Annotated in this window: 18 protein-coding genes; 11 read left to right on the forward strand and 7 right to left on the reverse strand. The window is 63.3% G+C overall.

The window, feature by feature from the left end; genetic code table 11:
• Positions 1-67: 67 nt before the first annotated feature.
• The gene (gene nhaR, locus ACP7B7_RS21225) at positions 68-967 is read right to left on the reverse strand and encodes a transcriptional activator NhaR (RefSeq protein WP_308922310.1); all 900 of its coding nucleotides are present in this window, start codon (positions 965-967) and stop codon (positions 68-70) included.
• A 187-nt stretch (positions 968-1,154) separates the two neighbouring features.
• On the opposite strand from nhaR, the gene ACP7B7_RS21230 reads away from it, so the two are divergent.
• Both ACP7B7_RS21230 and ACP7B7_RS21235 read left to right on the forward strand, forming a co-directional pair.
• Complete coding sequence (locus tag ACP7B7_RS21230) at positions 1,155-2,117, forward strand: TerC family protein (protein ID WP_308922309.1); 963 nt, start codon at positions 1,155-1,157, stop codon at positions 2,115-2,117.
• A 63-nt stretch (positions 2,118-2,180) separates the two neighbouring features.
• Positions 2,181-2,585, forward strand: coding sequence for a TerB family tellurite resistance protein (locus ACP7B7_RS21235; protein WP_426077985.1), 405 nt, complete (start codon positions 2,181-2,183; stop codon positions 2,583-2,585).
• On the opposite strand, the gene ACP7B7_RS21240 is transcribed toward ACP7B7_RS21235, so the two are convergent.
• Together ACP7B7_RS21240 and ACP7B7_RS21245 are read right to left on the reverse strand one after the other, a co-directional pair.
• Complete coding sequence (locus ACP7B7_RS21240; protein ID WP_308922307.1) at positions 2,582-2,923, reverse strand: YnfA family protein; 342 nt, start codon at positions 2,921-2,923, stop codon at positions 2,582-2,584. The two genes, ACP7B7_RS21235 and ACP7B7_RS21240, sit on opposite strands and share 4 nt — an antisense overlap.
• A gap of 15 nt (positions 2,924-2,938) precedes the next feature.
• A complete protein-coding gene (locus ACP7B7_RS21245) occupies positions 2,939-4,126 on the reverse strand; it encodes a sugar diacid recognition domain-containing protein (protein ID WP_308922306.1) in 1,188 nt (395 codons plus the stop codon).
• A gap of 129 nt (positions 4,127-4,255) precedes the next feature.
• Here ACP7B7_RS21245 and ACP7B7_RS21250 point away from each other — a divergent pair, with 129 nt between their 5' ends.
• Positions 4,256-5,533 (forward strand): glycerate kinase type-2 family protein, encoded by a 1,278-nt coding sequence (locus ACP7B7_RS21250; RefSeq protein WP_426077986.1) that lies wholly within the window; start codon positions 4,256-4,258, stop codon positions 5,531-5,533.
• Positions 5,534-5,605: 72 nt separating this feature from the next.
• Positions 5,606-6,310 carry a hypothetical protein gene (locus ACP7B7_RS21255; protein WP_426077987.1) on the forward strand — a complete coding sequence of 235 codons (705 nt, stop codon included), beginning with the start codon at positions 5,606-5,608 and terminating at the stop codon, positions 6,308-6,310.
• A 19-nt stretch (positions 6,311-6,329) separates the two neighbouring features.
• Here the strand turns inward: ACP7B7_RS21255 and ACP7B7_RS21260 are convergent, their stop codons facing one another.
• Positions 6,330-7,343 carry a zinc-binding alcohol dehydrogenase family protein gene (locus ACP7B7_RS21260; protein ID WP_308922303.1) on the reverse strand — a complete coding sequence of 338 codons (1,014 nt, stop codon included), beginning with the start codon at positions 7,341-7,343 and terminating at the stop codon, positions 6,330-6,332.
• 99 nt (positions 7,344-7,442) lie between these two features.
• Between ACP7B7_RS21260 and ACP7B7_RS21265 the strand changes: the two genes are divergently transcribed.
• The 4 genes from ACP7B7_RS21265 to ACP7B7_RS21280 all read left to right on the forward strand — a co-directional run bounded on the left by ACP7B7_RS21265 (position 7,443) and on the right by ACP7B7_RS21280 (position 12,337).
• Positions 7,443-8,345 (forward strand): LysR family transcriptional regulator, encoded by a 903-nt coding sequence (locus tag ACP7B7_RS21265; RefSeq protein ID WP_308922302.1) that lies wholly within the window; start codon positions 7,443-7,445, stop codon positions 8,343-8,345.
• A gap of 99 nt (positions 8,346-8,444) precedes the next feature.
• Positions 8,445-9,962 carry a DUF1800 domain-containing protein gene (locus ACP7B7_RS21270; RefSeq protein ID WP_426077988.1) on the forward strand — a complete coding sequence of 506 codons (1,518 nt, stop codon included), beginning with the start codon at positions 8,445-8,447 and terminating at the stop codon, positions 9,960-9,962.
• A gap of 13 nt (positions 9,963-9,975) precedes the next feature.
• Positions 9,976-11,157, forward strand: a complete 1,182-nt coding sequence (locus ACP7B7_RS21275; protein ID WP_426077989.1) for a DUF1501 domain-containing protein — start codon at positions 9,976-9,978, stop codon at positions 11,155-11,157.
• Between the two features lie 112 nt (positions 11,158-11,269).
• A complete protein-coding gene (locus tag ACP7B7_RS21280) occupies positions 11,270-12,337 on the forward strand; it encodes an AI-2E family transporter (protein WP_426077990.1) in 1,068 nt (355 codons plus the stop codon).
• Positions 12,338-12,682: 345 nt separating this feature from the next.
• Here ACP7B7_RS21280 and ACP7B7_RS21285 read toward each other — a convergent pair whose 3' ends face one another.
• Positions 12,683-12,907 carry a hypothetical protein gene (locus tag ACP7B7_RS21285; RefSeq protein WP_065307247.1) on the reverse strand — a complete coding sequence of 75 codons (225 nt, stop codon included), beginning with the start codon at positions 12,905-12,907 and terminating at the stop codon, positions 12,683-12,685.
• Between the two features lie 170 nt (positions 12,908-13,077).
• Here ACP7B7_RS21285 and ACP7B7_RS21290 point away from each other — a divergent pair, with 170 nt between their 5' ends.
• From ACP7B7_RS21290 to ACP7B7_RS21300, 3 genes are read left to right on the forward strand one after another with little or no spacing between them, the layout of a single operon-like run.
• Positions 13,078-13,803, forward strand: coding sequence for a phosphatase PAP2 family protein (locus ACP7B7_RS21290; RefSeq protein ID WP_308922298.1), 726 nt, complete (start codon positions 13,078-13,080; stop codon positions 13,801-13,803).
• A complete protein-coding gene (locus ACP7B7_RS21295; protein WP_308922297.1) occupies positions 13,784-14,731 on the forward strand; it encodes a diacylglycerol/lipid kinase family protein in 948 nt (315 codons plus the stop codon). The genes ACP7B7_RS21290 and ACP7B7_RS21295 overlap by 20 nt, the downstream gene beginning before the upstream one ends.
• A 1-nt stretch (position 14,732) precedes the next feature.
• Positions 14,733-15,551, forward strand: a complete 819-nt coding sequence (locus ACP7B7_RS21300; RefSeq protein ID WP_308922296.1) for a metallophosphoesterase family protein — start codon at positions 14,733-14,735, stop codon at positions 15,549-15,551.
• 15 nt (positions 15,552-15,566) lie between these two features.
• Here the strand turns inward: ACP7B7_RS21300 and ACP7B7_RS21305 are convergent, their stop codons facing one another.
• Both ACP7B7_RS21305 and ACP7B7_RS21310 read right to left on the reverse strand, forming a co-directional pair.
• Positions 15,567-15,857 carry a type II toxin-antitoxin system RelE/ParE family toxin gene (locus ACP7B7_RS21305; protein WP_308922295.1) on the reverse strand — a complete coding sequence of 97 codons (291 nt, stop codon included), beginning with the start codon at positions 15,855-15,857 and terminating at the stop codon, positions 15,567-15,569.
• Complete coding sequence (locus tag ACP7B7_RS21310) at positions 15,850-16,095, reverse strand: type II toxin-antitoxin system ParD family antitoxin (protein ID WP_308922294.1); 246 nt, start codon at positions 16,093-16,095, stop codon at positions 15,850-15,852. Before ACP7B7_RS21310 ends, ACP7B7_RS21305 begins: the two co-directional genes overlap by 8 nt.
• Positions 16,096-16,144 lie beyond the last annotated feature (49 nt).

The raw sequence follows: 16,144 nt of genomic DNA on the forward strand, positions 1-16,144 counted from the left end.
GCCATTGTACCGATATATTTGGTCGAATGTATTTGCCTGGCGTATTTCGTGGCGTACTTGAAACAACTCAGACGAACAGGTCGCGCCGCGCGCTCTGGCTGATTGCCAGCGTGGCCGGGTGGCTCAGGCGGCGCTCGGTGGTGATCGCATACACCTGCTCGACCAGGCTGTCGACCCGGCCCAGCGCCACCACATTGTATTGCTCGCAGACCTGGTGGGCGATCACGGTGGGGGCGAAGAACAGGCCGGCGCCGGACTGACCGAAGGCGTTCATCATGGCGCTGTCGTCGAATTCGCCGACGATGCGCGGATGCAGATTGTTTTCGCTGAGCCACTGCAGCAGGCGCGCATAGATGGCGAAGTCCTCGCCCGGCAGCAGCAGCGGCGCGCGGTGCAGGCAGCGCGGAAAATCGCCGGAGAGGGTGGCGGCCAGGGCCTTGGTGCCGAGCAGGGTCATGCCGCTTTCGCCGAGCAGGTGGTTAAAGCCGCGCACGCTCAAGTGGGCCGGCATCGGGCGGTCGGCGATGATCAGGTCGAGCCGGTGCACGGCCAGGTCCGCCAGCAGGCTGGCCAGCCTGCCTTCGCGGCAGATGATGCGCAGCGGTTCGGCCAGGCCCAGCGCCGGCTCCACCAGCCGGCAGGCGATCAGTTTCGACACCGAATCGGCGCAGCCGACGCGAAAGGTGGTGGTCGTGGTGCGCGACTGGTCGCGCACGATTTCCAGCAATTCGTCGCCGGTGCTGAAGATCTCTTCGGCATGACTCAATATGCGCCGGCCCGTGTCGGTCAGCTCCAGGCTGCGCCCGGCGCGGCGGAACAGTTCCACGCCCAGGGTATCGGCAAACTCGCTGAGCTGGCCCGAGATCGATTGCGGCGTCAGGTGCAGCTGCTCGGCCGCGCGCGCGATGCTGCCGGTTTTCGCGACCATCCAGAAATACCGCAGGTGTTTGAAGTTCAATGTAGACATGGTTGGCTTGCCGAATCTCTATAGATCGGTTTTTTCGATGTATCGTTCAATTATATTCGATTTGTTCGATGTTGTTATTCGCCCTATGATGGCTGCTCATGCATGGATGCTCATGCGTTTCATATATTTATCTGAGGAGAAACATCATGTGTTTCAGTATTCATCAATTTGACCAGGGAGGCTACCGATGAACGGTTTGGAAAGCATTGCGTCCGTGCCCATGTGGGCCGGTTTTATCGCCTTCGTGCTGTTGATGCTGGCGCTCGATCTGTTTGTCTTCGGCGGCAACAAGGCACACAAGGTGAGCGTCAAGGAAGCGGCGATCTGGTCGCTGGTCTGGGTCAGCATGGCGATGATCTTCAACGGCGGCTTGTGGTGGTACCTGAACGGTACTGTCGGCGCCGAGGTCGCCAACCAGAAGGCGCTGGAGTTCTTCTCCGGCTACCTGATTGAAAAGGCCCTGTCGGTCGATAACGTGTTCGTGTTCCTGCTGATCTTCAGCGCCTTCCAGGTGCCGATCCAGTACCAGCGCCGGGTGTTGATCTACGGCGTGCTGGGCGCGATCGTGATGCGGGCGGTAATGATTTTGGCGGGTGCTTGGGTGGTCAGCGAATTCAGCTGGGTACTGTACCTGTTCGGCGCCTTCCTGTTGATTACCGGTGTGCGCATGCTGGTGGCGGCCGATTCCGAGCCGGACGTGGCGAACAACCCGGTGCTGCGTTTTGCCCGCCGCCACTTGCGGGTGGCTGACGGTGACCATGGCGAGAAGTTCATGGTGGTCAAGGGTGGTTTGCGTTATGTCACGCCGCTGTTCCTGGTGCTGATCCTGATCGAGGTGACGGACCTGATTTTCGCGGTCGATTCGATCCCGGCGATTTTCGCCATCACGACCGACCCGTTCATCGTGTTCACCTCGAACCTGTTTGCGATCCTGGGACTGCGGGCCTTGTACTTCCTGCTGGTGGACGTGGCTGACCGTTTCCACCTGCTCAAGTTTGGCCTGGCGATGGTGCTGGTGTTTATCGGCGCGAAAATGCTGATCATGCCGTGGTACCACGTGCCGGTCGAAGCGTCCTTGGTGGTGGTGGCCGTGCTGATCGCCTCGAGTTGCCTGGCCAGCGTGTTTATCGCCAAGAAAGAAGACAAGTAATCCGTAGTAGAGCGCCCGCCACGGCGGGCGCATTCACCCAATAACTCATGAATGGAATCAAGAATGCGTAGCTACTCAAAAAACAGTCCCCAGGCGGCCGGCCGTATCCTGGCCCTGATGATGATCGTCGACGGCAACCTGGCCAGTGCCGAACTGCAAGCGCTGGACCGCAGCAAGATCCTCGATCATATCGATCTGGACCCCGCCGACTTCCAGCGCCTGCTGCAAGACCTGTGCGACGACATGCTGACCTCGACCCTGCACGGCTCGGTACAACTGAGCAATACGGTGATCGACAGCCTGCTGGAAGAAATTACCGATCCGGACCTGCGCCGCAAGCTGCTGCAAACCATGTGGAAGATCGCCGACGCCGACGACTGGCTGGCCGATGGCGAAGCGGTATTGCTGGCGCGTGCCGGTACGGCATGGTCGTCGGAAACCAATTTCCGTGAACACGCAACGGCTTAAGCCGGTTTGTGCCCCATGGCGATCACGGCGGCGCCCGCCAGCGCCAGGCCTACGCCGGCAATATCGGTCCAGGCCGGCGTGACGCCGTCCACCAGCCACAGCCATGCCAGCGCGGTGGCGATATAGATGGCGCCATAGGTGGCGTAGACCCGGCCGCTGGCGGCCGGATGCAGGGTCAGCAGCCACACGAATACCAGCAGGCTGATGCCGGCCGGCAGCAACAGCCAGGCGCCGCCCTTGTTGCTCAGCCATAGCATGGGCAGGTAGCAGCCCAGCAGTTCGGCCACGGCCGTGACGGTAAACAATCCGAAAGTACGGGCGATTCCGGCCCATTCCATGCTTGCCTGCATATTCTATTCCTGTGTGAAATCAGCGGCCATTGTAAGCTGCAAGGCCACGTACAGCAGCAAACGGTCATCCGTTTCATCGAGATTCAAGCCCGTCAGTTCGGCAACTTTTTGCAGGCGGTAATCGAGCGTGTTGCGGTGGATATGCAGCGCCCTGGCGGTGGCCGTCGGGTGGCTATGGTGGCGGAACCAGGCACTCAAGGTGCGCAGCAGCACGCCCGAGCGGTCGCGCGCCCGCAGTGGCGCCAGGGTCTGCCGCAACTGCCCGGCCTGCCAGCCGTCCTGCAGGCCGGACAGCAGCACCGGCAGGCTCAGTTCCAGGTAGGAATGCAAGGGCTGCGCCTGGTCGCGGGCGCGGCCCACGCGCGCCGTCTGGCGCGCCGATTCATACGAAGCGCTGGCGCCATCGAGTCCTGGCAGGGCCACGCCCATCGCCAGGGTAAACGGCGAAGCGAGCGCCTGTTGCGCCACCTGCTGCAATTCCTGCAGGCGCTGGCGGCCTTGCTGGGCGCGCGCCTGTTGCGGCCCGGCAGCGGGAAAGGCATCGAGCATGGCCAGTTCGCCCGGCGACACCACGGCCGTCAGCAATGCCGGCCAGCGCAGCGCCAGGTCCGCCTGCACCTGCTGCAGCTGCGTCAGCACCTGGTCGAGCCGCTTGCCTGCCTCCGGCACTTCCAGCACGAACATGGCGCGCGGCACGCGCAGATCGAGCGTCAGGCGCGCCGCCCACGCTTGCATGGCGGCGTCGGACACGCCGCTGCGCGCAATCAGCTGCGAGACGAATTCCTCGCGGTAGCGTTTTTCATGCTGCAGTTCGCTGACCAGCTGGGCCTGCTCCAGCATCATTTCCGCCATTGCGCGCACCAGTTCGCCGAACTGGCGCACCGCCTCCGGTTCGCCCGTCAGGCCCACCACGCCGCAGACGACACCGCGCACCAGCAGCGGCAGGTTGATGCCGGGCCTGGCGCCGGGCAGCAAACGCGCCGCTGCCGCATCGAGCTCCACGCTGGCTCCCCTGGCCAGCGCCAGCTGCGCGCCCGGATGCACGCTGCCGACGCGGCCGGGATCGGTACTGGCCAGTATCACGCCCTGCGCATCGATCAGATTGACCTTGAAGGGAATGATCTGCGTGGTACGCTGGACGATCTGCTGCGCCAGGGCGGTGGTGATGGTGGCCACGGGATGGGTTTTCATTATGTGCATTTGCATGAAAAAATAAAGTAAGTGCCAGGAATATTCATGCATCCGCACGGTGACCGCTGGCCTGGCCGATTGTACGATGTTCCTGCCAACTACCCATAACAATATCGAGGAGACAGCGCCATGCCCCAACCATCCCCGCGCGACCTGCTGCGCGCCATGTTCGACGCCGCCGTCGCCGCCGCCCAGCCGTCGCACTGCGTGGCGCCGCATTTGCCGGCCGCACCGACAGGCCGCCTGATCGTGATCGGCGCCGGCAAGGCCTCGGCCGCCATGGCGCAAGCCGTGGAGCAACACTGGCCCGGTGAATTGTCCGGCCTGGTGGTCACGCGCTATGGCTATGGCGTGCCCTGCGCACGGATCGAGATCGTCGAAGCCTCGCATCCGGTGCCGGACGCGGCCGGCATGCAGGCCGCGCAGCGCATGCTGGCGCTGGCCGGCAATCTGACCGTAGATGACACCGTGCTGTGCCTGATTTCCGGCGGTGGTTCGTCGCTGCTGGCCTTGCCATTGGCCGGTATCACCCTGGCCGACAAACAGGACCTGAACCGCGCCTTGCTCGCTTCCGGCGCCACCATCGGCGAGATGAATTGCGTGCGGCGCCACTTGTCCGCCATCAAGGGCGGCAGGCTGGCCGCCGCCTGCCATCCGGCGCGGGTGCTGACCCTGGCGATTTCCGACGTGCCGGGCGACAAGCCCGGTGATATCGCCTCCGGCCCGACGGTGGCCGACGCCACCAGCTGCCAGGACGCGCTCGATATCGTGCGCCGCTATGGCATCGCCTTGCCGGCCAGCATACGCGAGGCCCTGGAAAGCGGGCGCGGCGAATCTGTCAAACCCGGCGATCCGCGCCTGGCAAACTCAAGCATCGAACTGATCGCCACGCCGCAAATGGCCCTGGAGGCCGCGGCCGCGGTGGCGCGCGCGGCCGGCGTCACGCCGTATATTCTCGGCGACAGCCTGGAAGGCGAGGCGCGCGATGTCGGCAAGGTGATGGCCGGCATCGCCCAGCAGGCGGCGCGGCGCGGCCAGCCGTTCGCCACGCCGTGCGTGTTGCTGTCGGGCGGCGAGACCACCGTCACCGTGCGCGGCAATGGACGCGGTGGGCGCAATGTGGAATTCCTGCTGTCGCTGGGCATCGCGCTTGACGGCGAAGCCAAGGTGCATGCGCTGGCCGGCGACACCGACGGCGTCGATGGCCAGGAAGACATCGCCGGTGCGTACCTGGCGCCCGATACCTTGCGGCGCGCCTGGGCGCAGGGCATGCGCCCGCGCGACAGCCTCGACAATAATGACGGCCACGGCTTTTTCCAGGCGCTGGGCGACAGCGTGGTCACCGGCCCCACCCTGACCAATGTGAACGATTTCCGCGCCATCCTGATCACGGCTGCGGGAGCGTGATCGTGGCGTAGTTCTATTGTGTGCTTGCAACTAAATCAAGTTGCTATGATGGCATATCAAAAAGGACATCCCATGAAAAAATCGCTGTTTTCCGTGCTGGCTTGCGCCGGCCTGCTGAGCTGGTCCGTTTCTGTCATCGCCGCCGACCAGGCGGCGTCCTCGCTGCCCGGGCATTATTATCTGCAGGGCGTGACGGAAGTCGGCTCTGAATTGCTGCTGAAAAAAGATGGCAAGTTCGAATGGATGCTGGCCTACGGCAATGTCGACCAGCAGGCCAGCGGCGACTGGAGCGTGTCCGGCAAGGAAGTGACCTTGCAAGCGGCCAGTCCCGGCAAGGCGCCGCAGTTTCGCGTGTTTGACGAAGACGAAATGCGGATCCGCAAACCGGCTGCGGCAGGGCAGTGGGTCGCCATCGTCGGCTTTCCACAGCTGGGGCCGATGGCCGGCGTGGAAGTGAAATTCGAAGCGAAAAGCGGCAAGACCGCCACCGCCGTCAGCTTGCAGAATGGCGACGCCATCGTCAAGATGCCGGCGTCGGAGCAATGGGTGCGGGCCGGACTGCGCCTGGAAGGTTCCAAGGCCGACTACCAGTGGCTGGTGGTGCCCCCCGGGCGTGCGAGCGAACGCATCGCCGCGTTTGCCGTCACCGACCGCCAGTGGCTGCTGAAGCAGCCGTTCCAGAAACTGACCTTGCGCGTGGTCGACGGCGGACTGCAGGTGAGCGACACCGACAATGGCCTGGGCAGGGGTATTTACGCGAAGCAGCCGGCCAAATAGGCGGCCGGCTGCCTGGCGCTTAAAAACCTTCCAGCACGATCTTGCCGCGCGCGGTATTGCTTTCCAGCACAGCATGCGCGCGCTTCAGGTTGGCCGCGTCGATCTTGCCGAAGCGTTCCGCCACCGTGGTCCGGATGGTGCCGGCGTCCACCAGCTGCGCCAGCTCTTCCAGCAGTTCATGCTGCTTGACCATGTCCTCGGTCTGGAACAGCGAACGGGTAAACATCAGTTCCCAGTGCAGCGACACGCTTTTCGCCTTGAGTTTGCGCACGTCGATCTGCTCGGGGTCGTCGATCAGGGCGAACTTGCCCTGCGGCGCGATCAGTTCGACGATCTGCTCGAAATGCTTGTCGGTCTGGTTCAGGCTGATCACATAGTCAACCGGCGGCAAGCCCAGGCGGGTGATTTCAAGAGCCAGTGGCTGGCTGTGATCGATCACATGGTGGGCGCCCAGTTCCTTTACCCAGTCGGCTGTTTCCTGGCGCGAGGCCGTGCCGATAATGGTCACGCCCGTCAGCTGGCGCGCCAGTTGCACCAGGATGGAGCCGACGCCGCCGGCCGCGCCGATCACCAGCAGCGATTTGCCGGTGCTGCTGGTGTCACGGCTGAGCTGCAGGCGTTCGAACAGCAATTCCCAGGCGGTGATGGCGGTCAGCGGCAGGGCGGCGGCCGGGGCGAAGTCGAGGCTGGCCGGCATATGGCCGACGATGCGCTCGTCGACCAGATGGAACTCGCTGTTGCTGCCGGGGCGGTTGATGGCGCCCGCGTACCAGACCTTGTCGCCGACCTGGAACAGGCTCACCTCGGGGCCGGTGGCGGTGACCACGCCGGTGGCGTCCCAGCCCAGCACTTCCGGCTGGCCGTCTTTCGGCTGGCGGTTCTTGCGGATCTTGGTGTCGACCGGATTGACGGACACGGCGTGCACGGCCACCAGCAGGTCGCGCCCGGTGGCGACAGGCGTCGGCAGTTCGATATCGAGCAGGGCCTTGGCGTCGGTGATGGGCAGGCTGTGGTGGTAGGCGATGGCTTTCATGGCGGTCCTTGAGGAGTGGAGGGATACCGTATGATGGTGGCTATTCTGCCCCGGAAAAAGAGGGCGCATACCGAAACACTTTCAAAGGAATGCTGAAAATTGCTGCGCCTCGATGATCTGCAGGTATTTGTGCGCACGGCCGACCGCGGCAGCTTGTCGGCGGCCGCGCGCGAGATCGGCATTTCGCCGGCCCTGGCCAGCGCCGCCGTCAAGCGCCTGGAAGGGGAACTGGGCTTGCGCCTGTTCGTGCGCACCACGCGTTCGCTGAGCCTGACGGCCGAAGGCACGCAATACCTGGAACACGCGCGCGAAGCGCTGCGGCTGCTGCGCGCGGGCAGCGACGCGCTGGCGGCGGGCAAGGACAGTTTCGGCGGAACCTTGAAAATTGCCATGCCGTCGGACCTGGGCCGCAATTTGCTGCTGGGCTGGCTCGACAGCTTCCAGCTGCGCCACCCCAAGCTGCACTATCAACTCAGCGTCAGCGACCGCCTGGCCGACATGGTGCGCCAGCAGGTTGACGTGGCTATCCGCTATGGCGAGCAGGATGATTCCTCGCTGATCGCCATGCCGGTCGCGCCGGCCAATGACCGCGTGCTGGTGGCGTCGCCCGCGTACCTGCGCGCGCACGACCCGCTGTCTTCTCTGGACGACTTGCGGCACCATAATTGCTTGCGCTTTGCGCTGGAAGACGGCTTGCACGACCGCTGGACCTTTTACCGCCTGCCGCAGCGCGAACAAATCAGCGTGCAGGTCAGCGGCAACCGCAGCGCCGACGATGCCGACCTGGTGCGCCGCTGGGCGGTGGCGGGGCTGGGTATCGCCTATAAATCGCGTCTAGATGTCGCAGGCGACCTGGCGGCCGGGCGCTTGCAGCGTTTGCTGCCCCAGGTGGCCGGCGAGGCCGCACCCTTGCATCTGGTCTGCATGCACCGCGCGCAAGTGACGCCCGTGGTGCTGCAGCTGCGCGATTTTCTGCGCGAGCAATGCGCCTTGCTGGGGTAAACCCAAGCGGCATTACAACTCGTTGCAAATGGCAATGTCGCGGGTTACGGGACAGGCGTAAGCTTGCCCACTTCGGATGACACCGCTTGAGGAATGGCCATGCGACCACTGCTACCGACCACCTTGCTTGCCTTTGTGCTATTGGGCGGCTGCGCCAGCACCACCGTCCAGCCGGACAACCCGGCACAGGCGCTGGCCATGCAGCAGCGCGTCAGCTGGGGCATCAATGCCGGCAGCGTGCGCCAGTTGCGGCAGCAAGGCTGGGACGGTTATCTGCAAGGACAGCTGCATCCCGGCAAGGCCGTGTTGCCGCCAGTGATACAAGCGCAGATAGCCGCCATGACCATCAGCCAGACGCCGATGGATCAACTGGTGATGGGGATCGAACAGCGCCGCAAGGAGGGCTATGCCGTGATGGACGATTCCGCCAAGCAGCAGGCGCAAAAAGACTACCAGCAGGAACTCAATCGCCTGGCGCGCGAAGCGGCCACCCGTTCGCTGTTGCTGGACGTGTATTCGCCGAATCAATTGCAGCAGCAACTGAGCTGGTTCTGGCTCAATCATTTCAGCGTGCACCAGGGCAAGCACAACCTGCGCGCCATGGTCGGCGATTATGAAATGAACGCCATCGCGCCGCATGCGCTGGGCAAGTTCCGCGATCTGCTGGCCGCCACCGTGCACCACCCGGCCATGCTGCGCTACCTGGACAATGAAGCGAACGCGGCCAACCGCATCAATGAAAATTATGCGCGCGAGCTGATGGAGCTGCATACCCTGGGCGTGAACGGCGGCTACAGCCAGAAGGACGTGCAGGAGCTGGCGCGCATCCTGACCGGCGTCGGGGTGAATCTGGGCACCGACACGCCGAAAGTCAAACCGGCGCTGCAAGCCCAGTATGTGCGGCGCGGCCTGTTCGAGTTCAATCCGAACCGCCACGACTATGGCGACAAGCAATTTCTCGGGCAGACTGTCAAGGGCAGGGGATTGGCCGAGCTCGACGAAGCGCTGGACAGACTCTCCCGCAGCCCGGCCACGGCGCGCTTTATCAGTGGCAAGCTGGCCCAGTATTTTGTCGGCGACACGCCGCCCGAAGCACTGGTGGCCGGCATGGCACAAACCTTCCGGCAAACCGATGGCGATATCGCCGAGGTGTTGCAGACCCTGTTTGCCAGCAACGAGTTCAGGCAGTCGCTGGGCCGCAAGTTCAAGGACCCGATGCACTATGTGGTGTCGGCCGTGCGCCTGTCGTATGACGACAAGCCCATCCTGAACGCGGGACCGATGCTGGGCTGGCTGTCGCGCATGGGCCAGCCTTTGTATGGCCGCCAGACGCCCGACGGCTATCCGCTGATCGACAGTGCCTGGGCCAGCCCGGGGCAAATGACGACGCGTTTTGATATCGCCCGCACGATCGCCTCGGGCAGCGCCGGTCTGTTCAGGACGGAGGGGCCGCAGCCATTGGAAAAGCCGGCCTTTCCGCAACTGGCCAGCGCCGTGTATTTCCAGAGCATCGAGCCGGCCCTGGGGCCGGCCACGAGACTGGCCTTGCAGCAGGCCGGCACGCCGCAGGAGTGGAACACGTTCCTGCTCTCATCGCCAGAAATGATGCACCGCTAACCGGAGAGCCACCATGAACCGTCGTGATCTGTTGAAAGCGCTGGCCGCCGTCCCTTTGTTTGGCAGCGCCGGCAGCCTGCTGGCGGCGCCCGCCACGGACGCCAGGCTGCTGTTCGTGTTCCTGCGCGGCGGCTATGACGCCAACAATCTGCTGGTGCCGACCGGCAGCGATTTTTATTATGCTTCGCGGCCGAATATCGCCATCCCGAAGCCGGGTGCGGACAACGGCGCGCTGGCGCTCAATGGCGACTGGGCCCTGCATCCAGCCTTGCGCGACAGCATTTACCCGATGTTCAACAGCGGCGACGCGGCCTTCATTCCGTTTGCCGGCACCACCGACTTGTCGCGCAGCCATTTCGAAACTCAGGACAGCATCGAACTGGGCCAGGAGGTGACAGGACGGCGCGATTTCCGCTCGGGCTTTCTGAACCGCCTGGCGCAGACCTTGAACGCGAGCGGCGCCATCGCCTTTACCGACCAGTTGCCGCTGATCTTCCAGGGCGGCCTGCAAGTGCCGAACATGGCGCTGCGCTCGGTCGGCAAGTCCGGCATCGATGCGCGTCAAAGCCAGATTATTGCCAGCATGTACCAGGGTACTGCCTTGCAAGCACCGGTCAGCGAAGGCTTCGTGGTGCGCGACGACGTGGCCAAGGGCCTGATCGGCGAGATGCCGGGCGCCAACCGCAACGCCATCAGCGCCAAGGGTTTCGAACTGGAAGCGCAGCGCATCGCGCGGCTGATGAAAGATAAATACAATATCGGCTTTGTCGACGTGGGCGGCTGGGACACCCATGTGGGGCAGGGCGCGGTCAGCGGCTACCTGGCGGGGCGCTTTGAGGAACTGGGACGGGGCCTGGCCGCCTATGCCCAGGAAATGGGCGATAGCTGGCGCCATACCGTGGTGGTGGTGGTCAGCGAATTTGGCCGCACCTTCCGCGAAAACGGCAACCGCGGCACCGACCATGGCCACGGCAGCGTGTTCTGGGTGCTGGGCGGCAGCATCCAGGGCAAGCAGGTGGTGGGTGAACAAATGGCGATCACGCAGGCGAACCTGTTCCAGAACCGTGACATGCCGGTGCTCAACGAATACCGCGCCGTGCTCGGTGGCTTGCTGCAGCGCACCTTCGGCCTGAATGCGGCCCAGCTGAACCAGGTGTTTGCGGGCGTGAAACCGATGGACCTGGGACTGGTGTAGCGCGTTCGTGTCGTCCATGCAGGAAGCATAATGCCCGTGGTACGCTACGGCTGCGCAACTGGCGCATGGCTACAGATCCGGCACGTGCGCGTGCCGGGCAGAACGGAGTGGTATGAGCGATACCCGGCGCGACCTGGTCGGTGCAGGCTTTTCCCTGGCGCTGATTGCGCTGGCAGCATTTGTGATGCAGCGCTTCTTTTTGCCGCTGGTATGGGCCGCCATCCTGTGCGTGGCCACCTGGCCTTTGTATCTGCGCATGCGCGCGGCGCTGGGACAGCGCCCCATCATTGCAGCCGCGCTGCTGACCCTGGCGTCGGCCTGCATCTTCATTATTCCCGTTCTGCTGGGCGTGGCGCAGGCGGCGCGCGAAGTGCCGGTGCTGGCCGATTTTCTAATGCGCGCCAATGCTGACGGCTTGCCGGTGCCGGCCTGGGTCGCGACGATCCCGCTGGCGGGCAATGCGATCGACGACTGGTGGCAAGTCACGCTGAACCAGCCGCATGGCCTTGCCCATGTGCTGTCCGGCAGCGCCGTGGGCGGTTTTCATTCGGCGCGCGATATCGTGAAAATCCTCGGCGCCGACCTGCTGCACCGGCTGATCGACTTCGGCCTGGCCTTTCTGTGCCTGTTTTTCTTCTACAAGGACGGCGAAGCGCTGACGCGCCAGATCACGCAAGTGGGCAGCCACTATCTGCAGCCCGAACGCTGGCTGCGCTACGCACAAAAAGTGCCGACCGCCATCCGTGCCACCGTCAACGGCCTGGTGCTGGTCGGTTTGGCCGAAGGCGTGCTGATCGGCATCGCCTATGAGATCGCCGGCCTGCCCTCGCCGGCGCTATGGGCGTTTGCCACCGGCGTGCTGGCGATTATTCCGTTCGGCGCGCCGCTCGCCTATGTCTGCGCGGCCGCCGTGCTGGTGCTCCAGGGCAGCGTGCCGGGCGCCATTGGTGTTGCCGTCTGGGGCACGATGGTGTTGTTCGTGGCAGATCATTTCGTGCGTCCAGGCATGATCGGCAACGCCACCCGCCTGCCGTTTCTGGCCGTACTGTTCGGTATCCTGGGTGGCGTGGAAACGCTGGGCCTGGTGGGCCTGTTTATCGGCCCGGTGGTGATGGTGCTGTTTGTGACCTTGTGGCATGAGGCCTATGTATCAGGCGATTCTGTCATGCCGTCAAGTTAAGCATGCGCCATGCAGTTGACAGCGCAAGGCATAAAAACGGCGGGCCGGAGACGCGAGTCTGAGAAAATGCCGATGGCGGCGTTGCAGCTTCCTCGCCGACCATGCGTACTGTCTTCGTCGCTGCGCCTTGCCCTCGACATTTTTCAGGCCCGCTTGGCCCGGTGTGCCTGTGCCTGTGCGGGTGGTTGAGAGCTTAATATATTTTTCTGGTGTGCTTGTGGCGCAGAAAACACCTGCCAGCCCGGCCGCGCAGTCCAGCGCACAGTAATGAGGGGGTGGTCAGCATGTTGCTGACCAGTACCGTATGCTGGCGGGCGGGGCCGGGTGGAGACTGTCGCCAGTCTCTCAGTGCGCCTTGGATAAAATCAACAACCAACGGCGCATCAGCAGCACTTCAACATAGCCCGGCTCGATACCGGTGCCGCACTCGATCAAGGGATTGACGGTATAAAAACGCTTGCGAAAGTCGCGGCAAACGAGGATTTCGCGCTTGCCCATGCGGACCAGGAAGGAGCTTGGGGCGTATTCCAGGCCGAACCGTGAGCCAAAACCGCTATTCAATGTTGCCATGACAATTCCTTTGAGGGAGATGTGTTGAACGAGTCATCAGAATAGCACAACTACTGTATGAAAACACAGCTACTGTATGGATAAACAGTATATTTTTTTGGCTGTGGTTTTTTCGATCATGCCGCACAACACAAGGAGAACTCAGTTTGCCGCACAACAATGACACGAGCATGACCACCCGCTGGGGTACCCGGCTGCGCCGCTTTGTCGAAGCCAGGCTGTCGCCCGAAGGCGAGCTGGGCCTGCACATGACGGTGGGCGTGGTGCTGATGCTGATCGCCATCGTGGTATTCCATGAAATCGCCGAAGCCGTGATGGGCATGGAGCAGATCACCGTGCTTGACCAGCAGGTGGCGCACTGGTTCAACCAGAATGCGGTACCGTGGATCACCTGGTGTCTGCTGGTGATTACCCACCTGCATGGCGTGATCGGCGCCATTACCATCGCCTGCCTGCTGGCCTGGTATCTGCACCGCAAGGGCGCCACCTATTGGCTGTTCACGCTGGTGATTACCATGCCGGGCGTCATGTTTCTGAACGTTTTGTTAAAGTACATTTTCGGACGCGCGCGGCCCAGTTTCGAGACGCCCTTGCTCGATGCGCTGAGCACGTACAGCTTTCCCAGCGGGCATACGGCCACCGCCACGGCGCTGTATGGCTTGCTGGGCGCCTACCTGGTGTGCCAGCTTGATCATCGGCAATGGCGCCGGCGTGTCGTCATCGCGCTGGCGGCGTTTTTCATGGCGGCGCTGGTCGGTTTCAGCCGCATCTACCTGGGGGCGCACTACCTGAGCGATGTGCTGGCGGCGATGGCGGAAAGCTATGGCTGGCTGGCGATCTGCATCGCTGGCGTATCGACGCTGCGCCGCCGCCGTCATGTTCGTCAAACAAAATAACAAGGGGAATATCCTGGCTACCAAAGTCGCAGTCATCATCAACGCCGGCGCCGGTTGCGGTTACGCATCGGACTGGGCGCAGCAACTGGAAGCGACTTTCGCCGGCGTCGGCCTCGACGCCGCCATCACCCTGGCCGGGAGCGGCGAGGAAATGATCGCCACGGCGCAGCAGGCCATCAATGATGGCGCCCCCATCGTGGTGGCCGGCGGCGGCGACGGCACCATCAATGCGGTGGCCTCGGTGGTGGTCGGCAGCGGCACGCCGTTTGGCGTGCTGCCGCTGGGCACGCTCAACCATTTCGCCAAGGATCTGAACATTCCGCTCGACCTCGACGCGGCCATCGCCAACGTGGCGCGGGGCGTCAAGCACCAGGTCGACGTGGGCGAAGTCAATGGCCGCATCTTTTTGAATAACTCCAGCCTGGGCCTGTACCCGGACATCGTGCGTGACCGCGAAAAGCAGCAGCGCCGGCTGGGGCGCGGCAAGTGGCTGGCCTTCAGCTGGGCCTTGATCGCCGCGCTGCGCCGCTACCCCTTCCTCAGCGTGCAGCTGAGCCTGAACGACAAGGTGCATGCGCGGCGCACGCCGTTTGTGTTTATCGGCAATAACGAATACCTGATGGAAGGCCTGAATATCGGCGAGCGCGAGCGCCTCGACGGTGGCAAGCTGAGTCTGTACGTGGCGCAGCGTCCTGGCCGCATGGGCCTGCTCAAGCTGGCGCTGCATGCGCTGTTCGGCAAGCTGAGCCAGGCCAAGGATTTCGATATCGTCACCACCACCGAGGTGGAGATCGCCACCCGCCACCGCCGCCTGCGCGTGGCCACCGATGGCGAAGTGACGGTCATGAATACGCCGCTGCAATACCGCATCCGCCCGGCCGCGCTCGAGGTGCTTGTGCCGGCGCCAGTATTTGTCGAGGAGAATTGACATGCGCACCATCGTCCATTTATCCGACCTGCATTTCGGCAAGGTCGACCAGGCCCTGCTGGCGCCGCTGCGCACCTTGATCGACCAGCTCGAACCGCACGTGGTGGTGGTTTCTGGCGACCTGAGCCAGCGCGCCCGCAGCGCCGAATTCCAGGCCGCGCGCGGTTACCTGGACAGTTTGCCGGGGCCGCAGATCGTGGTGCCGGGCAACCACGACGTGCCGCTGTATAACATTTTCAGCCGCTTCCTGACGCCGCTGGTGAAATACCAGCGCTATGTGACGGACGATCTGTCGCCCGAATATGTGGACGATGAAATCGCCGTGCTGGGCATCAACACGGCGCGCTCCCTGACCTTCAAGGACGGCCGTATCAGCCACGAGCAGATTGATGCCTTGCGCACGCGCATGGCGGCCTTGCCGCAAGGCCTGACGAGAGTCATCGTCACGCATCACCCGTTCGACCTGCCCGAGCACTTCGACAAGGACGACCTGGTCGACCGCGCGCCGCAGGCGCTGCAGATGTTTTCCGAGTGCGGCGTCGACCTGCTGCTGGCCGGCCACCTGCACGCCAGCGTGTCGGGCAACACGGCCGAGCGCTACAAGATCGACGGCTACGCGGCGCTGATGGTGCAGGCTGGAACGGCCACCTCCACGCGCGGCAGGGGCGAGTCGAATTCCTTCAATGTGATCCTGATCGAAGACAGCGATATCCGTGTCGAGCGCTACAGCTGGAATGAAGACAGCGCCAACTTCGAGAAAGTCAGCACCGAGGCGTTCGAGCGCACGGGCGGGGTGTGGGCCAGCATGCGGCCGCTTTGATGCAGCTCTGTTTGCTTACAGATGGCGCGGTGCATCCATGCGCTGGTGCAGGATGCGAACGATGGCAATGCCATAGGGCGTGATACGGAAATAAATCATGTGTTGCTCAACGCTGCGGCGGCGATAGCCTGGCCGAATATCGTCGCATGCCGGTGCGGCTCTGGGGGAGCGCGCCAGGGTGGCAAAGGCAGCCGTCATGATATCCATATAGCGGCTTGCCTGCTCCACACTCCAGCGCTGCGCGGTATGGATCCAGATCGCTTCCAGATCCTGCTCGGCGGCCGGCGTGAGCCGATACTCAGCCATGCGCTGCCAGCATCCTTTGCTTGAACGCGCTGGCATCGAAAGGTCGCGGTTCGCCGCTGGCTTCGCCTTCCATCAGTGCGGCACGGATGACGTCGAGTTCGGCGCTGCGTTCCTGTTCACGCCGGATCAGGTCGCGAATATATTCACTGTCGTTGGTGTAACGGCCAGCCGCTATCTGCGCCTTGATCCAGTCGTCCTGTTTATCCGTCAAGGTGATGGTTTTGCGCACTGTGCTCATGTTGTCAACTCCGGGTAAATGGTCATCTTGCGACGATTATCACACTATT

Origin of the sequence: Janthinobacterium sp. PSPC3-1 (genome assembly GCF_049896105.1) — a bacterium.
Lineage (GTDB): Bacteria > Pseudomonadota > Gammaproteobacteria > Burkholderiales > Burkholderiaceae_D > Janthinobacterium.